Genomic DNA, 14234 nt, shown 5'->3' with positions numbered 1-14234 from the left:
CCGGCCCGGCGGTCATTGCAGCGCCTGAACGCCCGCCACCAGCCAACCGCCGCGGCCGCTGCGCGGCTTGGTCATGTTCCAGACCTCGCGGAACGGCGCCGGGCCGGCCGAGGGCTCCTCGCGGATCATGCCGCTGAACTCGACGCTGGCCATGTAGACGTCGCTGAGTTCCTCGATGCCCAGCAGCTGCGCATCCAGCATCACCACCTCGGTCTTGTTGGTCTGGCCCGGCGAGGCGCGCTCGCGCTCGGCCAGTTGCGACTGGATCTCGCCCAGCATGCCGTCGGTCATCATGGCGCGCAGCGTCGCCATGTCGGAGCGATCCCAGGCATCCTGCAAGGTGATGAAATTGCGCTTGGCCGCCTCGGTGAAGCCGGCGATGTCGAAATCGGCCGGCACGCCCCAATTCTGCGAGCCACCGAGCGCCGAGCCGATCATCGAGCCGCCTGCGCTGCCGTCGAACTGCGCCGCCTGGCCTTCCCACGGGCGCGCCGAGGCGTCGTTGCCGACCTTGGTCGGGTTGTACTGGCGCGGCGTCACCGGATTGGCGGCGCCAGCGCCCTGGTAGGCCATGCCGCCTTGCGCGCCGGCGCGTGAGCGCCGGATCATGCCGATCACCGCCATCACCACCACGCCGAGCAGCAGGAACAGCAGCAGGTTGGCGAACGCCGGGCCGAGGCCGAGCGAATTGGCCAGCCAGGCCAGGCCCAGGCCCGCCGCCAGACCGCCGATCATGGCACCCCAGGGCTTGCCCGCAGCGGCACCGGCCGCGGCGGTGCCGGCACCGGCCGCGCCGGCAGTGGCCGCCGATTGCGACGGGTTGGTCGGCGCTGCCGGTGGCGTCGCCTGGCGCTGCGTGACGTTGCTCGATTGCCGGCCCATGGACTTGCCACCGCCCAGACGGCGCGCTTCGGCGTCGAAAGTGAACGCGCCGATCAGCACCACTGCCAGCAGCAGCGTGAGAAGGCGCGAGACGAGGTGGCTCAATTTCATCCTGTGGGTTCTCCGGTTTCGTGAGGGTTTATGTCAGTTGGTAAATGGGCGCAAGCGGTGAAAGACTAACCGCATTTGATTCCGACGTGAAGGGCCACGACCCCGCCGGTCATGTTGTGATAGTCGACGTGCCCAAAGCCATTGACCTGCATCAGCGCCTTGAGTTCCTGCTGATTTGGGTGCATTCGTATCGATTCCGCCAGGTAGCGGTAGCTGTCGGCGTCGCCCGCCACCAGCCGGCCGAGTTTGGGCAACACACTGAATGAATACAGGTCGTAGGCCTTGCGCAGCGGCTTGGCGACCTCGGAGAACTCCAGCACCAGCAGCTTGCCGCCCTCCTTCAGCACCCGTGCCATCTCGCGCAGCGCGGCATCCTTGTGCGTCATGTTGCGCAGGCCGAAGGCGACGCTGACCAGGTCGAAATGGTTGTTGGGAAAAGGCAACTGTTCGGCATCGCAGACCAGGGTCGGCAGGATCACGCCGGCATCGACCAGCCGATCGCGCCCGGTGCGCAGCATGGCCTCGTTGATGTCGGTGTGCACCACCTGGCCGGTGCGGCCGGCTTTCCTGGCGAAGGCCAGCGCCAGATCGCCGGTGCCACCGGCGATGTCGAGCACGCGCTGGCCTTCCTGCACGTTGGCGACCATCACGGTGTAGGCCTTCCAGGCCCGGTGCAGGCCGCCCGACATCAGGTCGTTCATCAGGTCGTACCGGGACGCGACCGAGTCGAACACGCCGCGCACGCGGCGCGCCTTGTCGCGTTCGTCGACCGATTCGTAGCCGAAATGCGTGCTGCCCATGGGGATCTATTCTCGATGATGGTGTTGCGGCGGATCGCCCGCGGCGCCGGCATGCGCTCGCACGCAAGCCGTGGAAATTTCAGTGGCCGCAGCCACCGCCGCCACCTGCCGCGAGCGGCATCGGGGCGTCGCGGTCCATGCCGGCCGCGGCCAGGCGCTCGAGATACTGCTTCCACAGCTCGTCCTGCTGCGAGCCGAGGAAATACAGGTACTCCCAAGTGAAGATGCCGCTCAGGTGGCCGTCGGAAAAGGTCGGCTGCACCGCGTAGTTGCCGATCGGCGCCAGCTCGGTGATGTCGACGTCGCGCTTGCCGGTCTGCAGAACCTCCTGGCCCGGGCCGTGGCCCTGCACCTCGGCAGAGGGCGAATACACGCGCATCAGCTCGAACGGGATGCGGAAATGCGCACCGTCCGGCCAGCTCAGTTCGAGCAGGCGCGACTTCGCGTGCACGGTCAGGTTTTCGGGTGCGGAACGACGGGTTCGGGGGTTGGCCATGGTCGGTGAATGCAGTCGGTAGCGATGGCGTACAAGCTGGCATTGTGCCCGGCTTCGCCAACCCGCATCGGCGTGTCGGCTGACACGCCTCCGGCTGGCCGAACCGCTATAGTCGCCGCACGATGAACACGCCCCAGCTGCAACGCCTCGTCTTCCTGCTGCTGCTGGCGGGCGTGACGCTGGCTTTCCTGTGGGTGCTGGCGCCGTTTTTCGGCGCCGTGTTCTGGGCCATGGCGCTGGCCCTGCTGTTCAACCCGCTCTACCAGCGGCTGCGCCGGCGCCTGAAGGGCCGCGCCAACCTGGCGGCGCTGCTGACGCTGCTGCTGAGCCTGGTGATCGTGATCCTGCCGATGATCATGATCGGCGCTTCGCTGATCGACGACGCCACCAGCTTCGTGCAGCGCATGCGCGCCGGCGAGATCAACCTGCGCAGCTATTTCCAGCAGATCGTGGCGGCGCTGCCCGGCTGGCTGACCGACTGGCTGGGGCGCCTGGGGGTGTTCAACCTCGAATCGCTGATCGACAAGCTCTCCAGCGGGCTGCTGCAGGGCAGCCAGCTGCTGGCGACGCGCGCGCTGGCGATCGGCCAGAACACCTTCCAGTTCCTGCTGCAGTTCGCGGTGATGCTGTACCTGCTGTTCTTCCTGCTGCGCGACGGGGTGCCGCTGTCACGCCTGGTGCGCGACTCGGTGCCGCTGGCACGCAGCCACACGCAGTACCTGCTGAACAAGTTCGCCACCGTGGTGCGCGCCACCATCAAGGGCAACGTAGTGGTGGCGATCGTGCAGGGCATCCTCGGCAGCCTGGCGTTCTGGGCCCTGGGGATCAAGGGCGCCGTGTTCTGGGGCGTGGTGATGGCGATCCTGTCGCTGCTGCCCGCCGTCGGCGCGGCGCTGGTGTGGGCACCGGTGGCGATCTACCTGCTGGCCACCGGCTCGATCTGGCAGGGCGTGGCGCTGGCCCTGTGGGGCGTGCTGGTGATCGGCCTGTCGGACAACGTGCTGCGCCCGATCCTGGTCGGCAAGGACACCAAGCTGCCCGACTACATCGTGCTGATCTCGACCATCGGCGGCATGTCGCTGTTCGGCATCAACGGCTTCGTCATCGGCCCGACCATCGCCGCCATGTTCATGGCCTGCTGGGCGCTGTTCAGGCACGACGATCGCCAGCGGAGCCCGGATGCGCAGGGCGGCGAACCCGACGTGCCACCCAGCGCCGACGACGAGCACTGAGCCTAGGAACGGCAGTCGATCGCTGGTCATCCTTGGGCAACACGCACGAGCGCTGACTTTCACCGCTTCGATCACACTCACCTGTCGGGTGAGCGCGCTATGCGCCCGATCGCACCGCGCTGGCCGCGCCATGCGGCGTTGCTCGTCCTGGCGCACACGAGTGCGCGGCGTCCTCACGCCTCGCCTGGCACACCCATCACGGCACGCTCGCGCGCATCCAACTGCCGTTCCTAGGCTGAGCCGTCAGACCAGCACGCGCTCGATACCGCCGGCGTTGGCCTTGTCGACGTACTCGCGCAGCCAGTTCTCGCCCAGGATGTGGCGCGCCATCTCGATGACGATGTAGTCGGCCTCCAGCAGCCCGTTGCCCAGGTCGTCCTGGTAGCGGGACAGGCCCTGCAGGCAGCTCGGGCAACTGGTCAGGATCTTCAGGTTCTGCGGCGCCGCCACCAGGCCGGGGCCGGCGCCGGTGCTCTTCATCAGCTCGCGCAGGCGCGCCTCGTCCTGGCGGATCTCGGCTTCCTTGCGAAAGCGCACCTGGGTCGAGACGTCGGGCCGGGTCACACCCAGCGTGCCGCTCTCGCCGCAGCAGCGGTTGTTGCGGATCACGTTCTCGCCCAGCAGCGCCTTCACCGTCTTGGTCGAATCCTGCAGCTTCATCGGGTCGTGGCAGGGCTCGTGGTAGAGATAGGCGCCCTGTTGTTCGGCCGGCAGCGTGATGCCCTTCTCCAGCAGGTATTCGTGGATGTCGATGATGCGGCTGCCGGGGAAGATCTTGTCGAACTGGTAGCCCGAGATCTGGTCGTAGCAGGTGCCGCAACTGACCACCACGGTCTTGATGTCGAGGTAGTTGAGCGTCGTTGCCACGCGGTGGAGCAGCACCCGGTTGTCGGTGATCATCTTCTCGGCCTTGTCGAACTGGCCGCTGCCGCGCTGCGGGTAGCCGCAGCACACGTAGCCGGGCGGCAGCACGGTCTGCACGCCGGCATGCCACAGCATGGCCTGCGTGGCCAGGCCCACCTGGCTGAACAGGCGTTCGGAGCCGCAGCCCGGGAAGTAGAACACCGCCTCGCTGTTCACCGTGGTGCCATTCGGGTCACGGATCACCGGCACGTAGGCGCGGTCCTCGATGTCGAGCAGCGCGCGCGCCGTCTTGGTCGGCAGGCCACCGGGCAGCTTCTTGTTGACGAAGTGGATCACCTGCTCGCGGATCGGCGCCGTCCCCACGGTGGCGGGCGGGTGGCGCGTCTGCTGGCGGCCGGCGACCTTGAAGAAGTCGACCGCCGCGCGCTGCGCCGTGAACGCCGCCGCCAGGCCCAGCTTGGTGGCGTTGATGACGGTGGGTTCGGTCGCGTTGAGGAAGAACATGCTGGCCGCGTTGCCGGGCCGGAAGCTCTTCTTGCCCATCTTGCGCAGCAGGTTGCGCATGTTCATGGTGACGTCGCCGAAGTCGATCTTGACCGGGCACGGCGCCAGGCAGCGGTGGCACACGGTGCAGTGATCGGCCACGTCCTCGAATTCCTCCCAGTGGCGCAGGCTGACGCCGCGGCGCGTCTGCTCCTCGTACAGGAAGGCCTCGATCAGCAGCGAGGTAGCGAGGATCTTGTTGCGCGGGCTGTACAGCAGGTTGGCGCGCGGCACGTGGGTCGAGCAGTCGGGCTTGCACTTGCCGCAGCGCAGGCAGTCCTTGATCGAGTCGGCAATGGCGCCGATGTCGCTTTGCTGCAGCAGGATCGACTCGTGCCCCATCAGCCCGAAGCTGGGCGTGTAGGCGTTGCTGAGGTCGGCGCGCAGGCGGCGGCCCGGATGTGCCGGCAGTTCCTTGTTGCGCAGCAGCTTGCCGCGGTTGAAGCGGCCTTCGGGGTCGATGCGCTGCTTGTAGTCGGCGAAGGCGCTGAGCTCGTCGTCGCTCAGGTATTCGAGCTTGGTGATGCCGATGCCATGCTCGCCCGAGATCACGCCATCCAGGCTGCGCGCCAGCGCCATCACGCGGTCCACCGCCTCGTGCGCGGTCTGCAGCATCGCGTAGTTGTCGCTGTGCACGGGGATGTTGGTGTGCACGTTGCCGTCACCCGCGTGCATGTGCAGGGCAATCCAGACGCGCCCTTTCAACACGCGCTGCTGGATCTCGCCCAGCGCCGCCATCAGCGGCTCGAAGTCGCTGCCGGTGAAGATGTCGCCCAGCGGGTCGCGGATCTGCGTCTTCCAGCTGGCGCGCAGGCTGTGGTCCTGCAACTGCGGGAACAGCGCATCGACATCGCGTAGCCAGCCGCGCCACAGCGTGCGCGTCTCGCGCACCACGGCCAGCGCCAGCTGCAGCTTCTCGGCCAGCAGTTCGGGCGTCGGGATGGTGGCGCCCTGTTCGGCCTTGCCCAGCGGCAGTTGCCCGCCGGCGAGGAAGGCCTCCAGCTCATCGGCCAGTTCGATCTTGTTGCGCAGGCTGAGCTCGATGTTGATGCGCTCGATGCCGTCGGTGTACTCGGCCATGCGCGGCAGCGGGATCACCACGTCCTCGTTGATCTTGAAGGCGTTGGTGTGGCGGCTGATGGCGGCGGTGCGCTTGCGGTCGGCCCAGAACTTCTTACGCGCTTGCGGCTCGACGGCAATGAAGCCCTCGCCGCTGCGGCTGTTGGCGATGCGCACCACCTCGCTGGTGGCGCGCGCCACGGCATCGGGGTCGTCGCCGGCGATGTCGCCGATCAGCACCATCTTGGGCAGCCCGCCGCGCTTGGACTTGGTGGAATAGCCCACGGCGCGCAGATAGCGGTCGTCCAGGTGCTCCAGGCCGGCCAGCAAGGTTCCCGTCCGCTTTTGTTCGGCGAACATGAAGTCCTTGATCTCGACGATGCTTGGCACCGCGTCCTTGGCATGGCCGAAGAACTCCAGACACACGGTACGCGTGTGTTCGGGCATGCGGTGCAGGATCCAGCGCGCGCTGGTGATCAGGCCGTCGCAGCCCTCCTTCTGCACGCCGGGCAAACCGGCCAGGAACTTGTCGGTCACGTCCTTGCCCAGCCCTTCCTTGCGGAAAGTGGCGCCTGGGATGTCGAGGCGTTCGGTGCGCTTCAGCGTCTTGCCCGAGGCGTCGAAATACTTCAGCTCGAAGCTGGCCACCTCGGCGTCGTGGATCTTGCCCAGGTTGTGGCCCAGGCGCGTCACCTCCAGCCAACCACCATCGGGCGTCACCATGCGCCAGCTGGCCAGGTTGTCCAGCGCCGTGCCCCACAGCACGGCCTTCTTGCCACCGGCGTTCATGGCGACGTTGCCGCCGATGCAGGACGCTTCAGCGCTGGTCGGATCAACCGCGAACACCAGCCCGACGGCTTCGGCGGCATCGGCCACGCGCTGCGTCACCACACCAGCCTCGGTGTGGATGGTCGGCACCTCGCCCGCCACCCCCGGCAGCGCGATGCGCTCGACCTTGCCCATGCCGATGAGCTTCTCGGTGTTGATGACGGCACTCTTCCAGTCCAGCGGAATCGCGCCGCCGGTGTAGCCGGTGCCGCCGCCGCGCGGGATGACTGTGAGGCCCAGTTCGATGCAGCCCTGGACCAAGCCAGCCATCTCTTCTTCGCTGTCCGGCGTCAGCACCACCAGCGGGAACTCGACGCGCCAGTCGGTGGCGTCGGTCACGTGGCTGACGCGCGACAGGCCGTCGAACTTGATGTTGTCCTTGTGCGTGTGTCGCCCCAGCGCCTTGGCGGTGCGGCGGCGCAGCTCGGCGACCTTGCCGAAAGATCGGTCGAAGGCCTCGACCACGCGGTGCGCGGCCACCAGCAGCTCGGCCACCAGCGCGTCGCGGCCGGCGTCGTCACCCGGCGTGCGGCGCTTCTCGATCTCGGCCAGGCGGTGCTGCAGCGCTTCGACCAGCATGCGCCGGCGGCGCGGGTTGTCGAGCAGGTCATCCTGCAGGTAGGGGTTGCGCCGCACCACCCAGATGTCGCCCAGCACCTCGTACAGCATGCGCGCCGAGCGGCCCGTGTGGCGCTCGCCACGCAGTTGCTGCAGCACTTCCCAGGCGCGCGCGCCGAGCAGGCGCAGCACGATCTCGCGGTCGGAAAAGCTGGTGTAGTTGTACGGGATCTCGCGCAGGCGCGGAGCCGCGTCGTGCACGGCCTGCGGCTGATCCAGCATCACGGGAGCATTCATGGAGTGCCGAATGGCGACGCGTGCGCCGACCACCTAGGGAAAACCTTTAATTTTAGGCGCTTCATCACGCTGCTTCCACTCCAAGCCCTGACGCTGCGCACCAGGCAGGAAAGACAGGGTTTTCCGCCACCAAATTGCAACAAAACCGACATAGACTGCCCTTTTCCTTTTTCTCTGTCCAGGAGCACTCGCAAGATGAAACCGTCCTTCAAGATCGCCGCCGTCGGCGCGGCCCTGGCCGCAGCACTGGCCGGCCCGGTCCACGCACAGACCGAAATCCAGTGGTGGCACTCGATGGGCGGCGCCCTGGGCGAGTGGGTCAACGACCTGGCCAAGGAGTTCAACGCCAGCCAGACCGCCTACAAGGTCACGCCGACCTTCAAGGGCAGCTACGACGAGTCGATGACGGCCGCCATCGCCGCCTTCCGCGCCGGCAACGCGCCGCACATCCTGCAGGTGTTCGAGGTCGGCACCGCCACCATGATGGCCAGCAAGGGTGCCATCAAGCCGGTCGGCGAGGTGATGAAGCAGGCCGGCGTGCCGTTCAACCCCGCCGGCTACGTGCCGGCGGTGGCGGGCTACTACACGGCGCCCAACGGCCAGATGCTGAGCTTCCCGTTCAACAGCTCGACGCCGGTGTTCCACTACAACAAGGACGCCTTCAAGGCCGCCGGCCTGGATCCGGAACAGCCGCCCAAGACCTGGCCTGAGGTCGCCGCCGCCGCGGCCAAGCTGAAGATCAGCGGCCACAAGTGCCCGTTCACCACCAGCTGGATCAGCTGGACCCAGCTCGAGAGCTTCAGCGCCTGGCACAACGTGCTGTTCGCCACGCTCAACAACGGCTTCGGCGGCACGGGCACGCGCCTGGCCGTCAACACGCCGCTGCACCAGCGCCACATCGAGAACCTGGCCAACATGGCACAGCAGGGCCTGTTCGTCTACAAGGGCCGCGGCAACGCGGCCGACGCCACCTTCGTCTCGGGCGAGTGCGCCATGACCACCGGCTCGTCGGCGCTGTACGGCAACATCAGCCGCAACGCCAAGTTCGCCAGCGGCATCAGCACCCTGCCCTACTACCCCGACGTGCCGGGCGCGCCGCAGAACACCGTCATCGGCGGTGCCAGCCTGTGGGTGATGGCCGGCAAGAAGCCCGACGAGTACAAGGGCATCGGCCAGTTCTTCGCCTTCCTGAGCCAGCCCGAGGTGGCGGCCAAGAGCCACCAGCGCACCGGCTACCTGCCGGTGACCATCAAGTCGTTCGAACTGACCGACCAGTCGGGCTTCTACAAGAAGAACCCCGGCACCGACGTCAGCGTGACGCAGATGATCCGCAAGACCACCGAGAAATCGCGCGGCGTGCGCCTGGGCAACTTCGTGCAGATCCGCGCCATCATCGACGAGGAACTGGAAGGCGTGTGGGCCGGCAAGAAGTCGGCCAAGGATGCGCTCGACACCATCGTCAAGCGTGGCAATGAGCAGCTGCAGCGCTTCCAGAAAGCCAACCGCGGTTGATGCCGGCCACGGCGCGCGCTGCGCCGGTGCCTGATATCCGGATGTGCCGGCGACGCAAGTCGCCGGCCTTTTGTTTCAGGCCCATCGGCGACCCTCGGCCCCGGCACGTGTCGCGTCACGACGGTCGGCAAGCCGGATCATCGGCGCCACGTGTAACGACCTGATAATCAGCCTCCATGGAAAAGCGCGTCCGCTTCAAGTCCGCCTGGCTGCCCTGGGCGCTGGTGGCGCCCCAGTTGGCGATCGTGCTGGTGTTCTTCTTCTGGCCGGCGGGTCAGGCGATCTACCAGAGCCTGCTGCGCGAGGACGCCTTCGGCATCAGCACCGAGTTCGTCGGCCTGGAGAACTTCACGCAGCTGTTCGGCGATTCGAGCTACCTCGAATCGTTCCAGATCACGGTGCTGTTCTCGGTGCTGGTGGCCGTGCTCGGCATCGTCATCGCGCTGGCGCTGGCGGTGATGGCCGACCGCGTCATCAAGTTCGCCACCGGCTACAAGACACTGCTGATCTGGCCCTATGCGGTGGCGCCCGCCGTGGCCGGCGTGCTGTGGCTGTTCATGTTCGCGCCATCGATCGGCGTGGTGGCCTACGCGCTACGCAGCATCGGCTTCAACTGGAACCACCTGCTGAACGGCCAGCACGCGATGGCGCTGATCGTGCTGGCGGCGGCCTGGAAGCAGATTTCCTACAACTTCCTGTTCTTCCTGGCCGGCCTGCAGTCGGTGCCCAAGAGCCTGATCGAGGCCGCCGCCATCGACGGTGCCGGCCCCTGGCGCCGCTTCTGGAGCGTGCAGTTCCCGCTGCTCTCACCCACCACCTTCTTCCTGCTGGTGATGAACATCATCTACGCCTTCTTCGACACCTTCGGCATCGTCGACACGGCGACGCACGGCGGCCCCGGCAAGGACACCGCGATCCTGGTCTACAAGGTGTATTTCGACGGCTTCAAGGGGCTCGACCTGGGCGGCTCGGCCGCGCAGTCGGTGGTGCTGATGGTGATCGTCATCGCGTTGACGGTGGCGCAGTTCCGCTACGTCGAACGCAGGGTGCAGTACCAATGATTGAAAACCGGCCCGGCACCACCGCCATTGCCCACACCGTGCTGCTGCTCGGCGTGCTGGCGGTGGGCTTTCCGGTCTATCTGGCCTTCATCGCCTCGACCCAGACCTCGGCGGAGATCGTGCAGCGCACGCCGATGTCGCTGCTGCCCGGTTCGCACATGCTGGAGACCTACCGGCTGGCCCTGTTCGGCGGCGAGACCAGCTACGGCAGCCGCATCCCGCCGGCCGGGCGCATGCTGTGGGTGAGCTTCGTCACCGCCATCGTGATCGCGGTCGGCAAGATCGCCATCTCCATGCTGTCGGCGTTCGCGGTGGTGTACTTCCGCTTTCCCTTCCGCGGCCTGGTGTTCTGGATGATCTTCATCACCCTGATGCTGCCGGTCGAGGTGCGCATCCTGCCGACCTACAAGGTGGTGGCGGATCTGAACATGCTGAACAGCTATGCCGGCCTGACGATCCCGCTGATCGCCTCGGCCACCGCCACCTTTCTGTTCCGCCAGTTCTTCCTCACGGTGCCCGACGAGCTGACCGAGGCGGCGCGCATCGACGGTGCCGGCCCAATGCGCTTCTTCAAGGACGTGCTGCTACCGCTGTCCAAGACCAGCATGGCGGCGCTGTTCGTGATCCAGTTCATTTATGGCTGGAACCAGTACCTGTGGCCACTGCTGATGACCACCAGCGAGGACATGTACCCCATCGTCATGGGCATCAAGCGCATGTTCGCCGGCGGCGATGCGGCCAACGAATGGAACGTCATCATGGCCACCGCCATCCTGGCGATGATCCCACCGGCACTGGTGGTGGTACTGATGCAGAAGTGGTTCGTCAAGGGACTGGTGGATACGGAGAAGTGAACACCCCCCTGAGTCGCTTCGCGCCTTTCCCACCTGCTATGCGAGGGGGACAACGCCAGTGCCCGGCGCAGGTCCGGCCACGGTGTTCGCTGGACTGGCCTGCTCCGCGGCCCTTTGATTCTCGTCACCGCATAACCCATGGCTAGTATTGAGTTCAACAAAGTCGTCAAGCGCTACGGCACCGGCCCCAAGGCCAACCAGGTCATCCATGGCGTCAGCGCCGAGATCAAAGACGGCGAGTTCGTCGTTATCGTCGGACCCTCGGGCTGCGGCAAGTCGACGCTGCTGCGCATGGTCGCGGGGCTGGAGGAAATCACCGAAGGCACCATCAGCATTGGCGGCCGCGTGGTCAACCAACTGGAGCCGGCCGAGCGCGACATCGCCATGGTGTTCCAGAACTACGCGCTGTATCCGCACATGAGCGTGTTCGACAACATGGCCTACGGACTGAAGATCAAGAAGGTCCCGGTCGCCGAGATCAGGGCGCGCGTCGACAAGGCCGCCGCCATCCTGGAACTGGACGGCCTGCTGCAGCGCAAGCCGCGCGAGCTGTCGGGCGGGCAGCGCCAGCGCGTGGCCATGGGCCGCGCCATCGTGCGCGAGCCGCAGGTGTTCCTGTTCGACGAGCCGCTCTCGAACCTGGACGCCAAGCTGCGCGCACAGACCCGGCTGGAGATCGAGAAGCTGCACCGCGAACTCGGCATCACCAGCCTGTTCGTCACCCACGACCAGGTCGAGGCGATGACGCTGGCCGAGCGCATGATCGTGCTGAACGCCGGCCGCATGGAGCAGTTCGGCACGCCCGACGAGGTCTATCACCGCCCGGCCAGCACCTTCGTCGCCAGCTTCATCGGCGCGCCGCCAATGAACCTGCTCAAGGGTGTCGAGGGCGTGCGCGAAGGTGCGCTGCTGGGCATCCGGCCGGAGCATCTGCGGGTGGTCGATTCCGGCGGCTGGTCGCTGAACGTCGCCACCGTCGAGATGCTCGGCGCCGAGCGGCTGGTGTACGGACACCTCGGCGGACCACAGGGTCCGTGGACCATCCTGCGCATGCACGAGACCGAGGCACCACCCGCGCCCGGGCAACTGCTGCACGTGCTGCCGCTGGAAGACCGCATCCACGGCTTCGATGAAGCGACGGGCTTGCGCATCGAGCACTGAGGAGGATCAGGACATGAAAGCGGCCTACATCACCGGCCACGGCGGCATGGAAGTCGTCATCGTGGGCGAGCGCCCGTTGCCCGCGCGCGCGCCAGGCGAAGTGCGCATCCGCCTGCACGCCGCCACGCTGAACCGGGTCGACCTGTACATGCGCAACAGCGGCGCCGGCATCACGCACCCGATCCCGATGATCCTGGGGCTCGACGGCGCCGGCGTGATCGACGAGGTGGATGCCGATGACCCGCTGCTCAAGCCCGGCCAGCGCGTGTTCCTGCACCCCGGCGTGTCGTGCCAGCGCTGCGAGTTCTGCCTGCGCGGCGACGACGTGCTGTGCACCCGCTACAAGATGCTGGGCGAGCACCGCGACGGCACTTTCGCCCAGTACGTCACGGTGCCGGCGCGCAACGTGCTGGCGCTGCCGGATGACTGGTCGTTCGCCGAAGGCGCCGCGCTCGGCGTCAACCACCTGACCGCCTGGCGCATGCTGACCACCCAGGCGCAGCTCAAGAGCTGGGAGACACTGCTGATCTTCGGCATCGGCGGCGGCGTGTCGCTGGCGGGGCTGCAGATCGCCAAGGTGCTGGGCGCACGCGTCATCGTCACCTCGCGCCATGCCGACAAGCTGGAACGCGCCCGTGCGCTGGGTGCCGACCACGTGATCGACTCCAGCCGCGAGGACGTCGCCAAGGCGGCGCTGGCCGCCACCGGCGGGCGCGGCGTCGACGTGGTGTTGGAGAACGTCGGCGAGGCGGTCTGGAGCGCGGCGCTGAAGTCGCTGGTGCGCGGCGGGCGCCTGGTGACCTGCGGCGCCACCAGCGGCGACCAGCCCGGCGCCGACATCCGCCGCCTGTTCATCCGCCAGCTCAAGATCCTGGGCTCGACCATGAGCACCATCGCGGAGCTGCACGACCTGCTGGCGTTCTGCCAGCGCCACGGCGTGCGGCCGCGGATCGAGAAGACCTATCCGCTGGGCGAGGTGCGCACCGCATTGGCCCGGCTGGAAGCCTACGAGCAGTTCGGCAAGACCGCACTGGCGATCGATTGAAGCCGCCCGCCATGGACGCCTGGCCCTACCCGTTCTGGATCGCCCACCGCGGCGCCGGCCGGCTGGCGCCGGAGAACACGCTGGCGGCATTCCGCCTCGGCGCCGAACACGGCTGGCGCATGTTCGAGTGCGACGTCAAGCTGTCGGCCGACGGCGTGCCATTCCTGCTGCACGACACTGCGCTGGATCGCACCACCAGCGGCCACGGCACGGCGGGCGAGCAGGGCTGGTCAGCGCTGGCCCGGCTGGATGCCGGCGGCTGGCATTCGCGCCGCTACGCCGGCGAGCCGTTGCCGACGCTGGAAAACCTGGCGCGCTGGTGCCTGGCCAACGGCCACCAGCTCGACATCGAGATCAAGCCGACGCCGGGGCTGGAGGAGCGCACCGGCCGCGTGGTCGCCGAACTGGCGGCGCACCTGTGGCAGGGCGCCACGACACCGCCACTGCTGACCTCGTTCCGCCCCGAATCGCTGTGGGGCGCGCTGCAGGCGGCGCCGCAACTGCCGCGCGGCCTGTTGCTGGACACGCTGTGGGACGGCTGCTTCGGCTACGCCGCGCAACTGCGCTGCGCCGCCATCGTCTGCAATCACGCGCTGTGGGATGCGGCGCTGGTCGAGCAAGTGCACGGCATGGGCATGCGCGTGCTGAGTTACACGGTGAACGATGAATGGGCGGCCGAGCGGCTGATCTCACTGGGCACCGACGGTATCGTCACCGACCGGATCGATCTGTTCAGCCCCGGCGCCTGAGTTGTCCGCGCGCCGTGCGGTTCAGGCCGCACCGCCCTCGCGCCCGGCGCGCCGCACATGCCAGGCCTGGCTGGCGCCCACCGCCAGCGCCAGCGCCCCGTAGGTCAGCATGCGGCCATCGCGGCCCGTCAGGGCCAGGCCCAGCATCAGCACGCCGAGTCCGACCGCGAAGTTGAGCCCGA

11 protein-coding genes are annotated in these 14234 nt (G+C 67.4%); 7 read left to right on the top strand and 4 right to left on the bottom strand.

The window, feature by feature from the left end; all coding sequences use genetic code 11:
• Positions 1-12: 12 nt before the first annotated feature.
• From PK606_RS04065 to PK606_RS04055, 3 genes are all read right to left on the bottom strand, one after another.
• Entirely contained in the window at positions 13-993 is a 981-nt protein-coding gene (locus PK606_RS04065) for a Tim44 domain-containing protein (RefSeq protein ID WP_324560979.1), read from the bottom strand.
• Between the two features lie 65 nt (positions 994-1058).
• The gene (gene ubiE / locus PK606_RS04060; protein WP_324560977.1) at positions 1059-1793 is read right to left on the bottom strand and encodes a bifunctional demethylmenaquinone methyltransferase/2-methoxy-6-polyprenyl-1,4-benzoquinol methylase UbiE; all 735 of its coding nucleotides are present in this window, start codon (positions 1791-1793) and stop codon (positions 1059-1061) included.
• Positions 1794-1872: 79 nt separating this feature from the next.
• Complete coding sequence (locus PK606_RS04055; RefSeq protein WP_324560976.1) at positions 1873-2289, bottom strand: gamma-butyrobetaine hydroxylase family protein; 417 nt, start codon at positions 2287-2289, stop codon at positions 1873-1875.
• A gap of 122 nt (positions 2290-2411) precedes the next feature.
• On the opposite strand from PK606_RS04055, the gene PK606_RS04050 reads away from it, so the two are divergent.
• Positions 2412-3521 (top strand): AI-2E family transporter, encoded by a 1110-nt coding sequence (locus tag PK606_RS04050; RefSeq protein WP_324560974.1) that lies wholly within the window; start codon positions 2412-2414, stop codon positions 3519-3521.
• Positions 3522-3764: 243 nt separating this feature from the next.
• On the opposite strand, the gene PK606_RS04045 is transcribed toward PK606_RS04050, so the two are convergent.
• Entirely contained in the window at positions 3765-7670 is a 3906-nt protein-coding gene (locus PK606_RS04045) for a DUF3683 domain-containing protein (protein ID WP_324560972.1), read from the bottom strand.
• A 195-nt stretch (positions 7671-7865) separates the two neighbouring features.
• Between PK606_RS04045 and ugpB the strand changes: the two genes are divergently transcribed.
• The 6 genes from ugpB to ugpQ all read left to right on the top strand — a co-directional run bounded on the left by ugpB (position 7866) and on the right by ugpQ (position 14052).
• On the top strand, positions 7866-9182 hold the full coding sequence (gene ugpB, locus PK606_RS04040; RefSeq protein WP_324560970.1) for a sn-glycerol-3-phosphate ABC transporter substrate-binding protein UgpB: 1317 nt from the start codon (positions 7866-7868) through the stop codon (positions 9180-9182).
• Positions 9183-9358: 176 nt separating this feature from the next.
• On the top strand, positions 9359-10243 hold the full coding sequence (gene ugpA / locus PK606_RS04035; RefSeq protein WP_324560968.1) for a sn-glycerol-3-phosphate ABC transporter permease UgpA: 885 nt from the start codon (positions 9359-9361) through the stop codon (positions 10241-10243).
• The gene (gene ugpE / locus PK606_RS04030) at positions 10240-11097 is read left to right on the top strand and encodes a sn-glycerol-3-phosphate ABC transporter permease UgpE (protein WP_324560966.1); all 858 of its coding nucleotides are present in this window, start codon (positions 10240-10242) and stop codon (positions 11095-11097) included. The genes ugpA and ugpE overlap by 4 nt, the downstream gene beginning before the upstream one ends.
• Positions 11098-11235: 138 nt before the next feature.
• Positions 11236-12258: a sn-glycerol-3-phosphate ABC transporter ATP-binding protein UgpC gene (gene ugpC / locus PK606_RS04025; RefSeq protein ID WP_324560964.1), complete on the top strand. Its 1023-nt coding sequence runs from the start codon at positions 11236-11238 to the stop codon at positions 12256-12258.
• Positions 12259-12271: 13 nt separating this feature from the next.
• Entirely contained in the window at positions 12272-13303 is a 1032-nt protein-coding gene (locus PK606_RS04020; protein ID WP_324560962.1) for a zinc-binding dehydrogenase, read from the top strand.
• 11 nt (positions 13304-13314) lie between these two features.
• Complete coding sequence (gene ugpQ / locus PK606_RS04015; protein WP_324560960.1) at positions 13315-14052, top strand: glycerophosphodiester phosphodiesterase; 738 nt, start codon at positions 13315-13317, stop codon at positions 14050-14052.
• The last annotated feature ends 182 nt before the right edge of the window (positions 14053-14234 follow it).

This window comes from Ottowia sp., assembly GCF_035444425.1.
Taxonomy (GTDB): Bacteria; Pseudomonadota; Gammaproteobacteria; order Burkholderiales; family Burkholderiaceae_C; genus Ottowia.
This window is presented reverse-complemented; position numbering and strand designations above follow the sequence as displayed.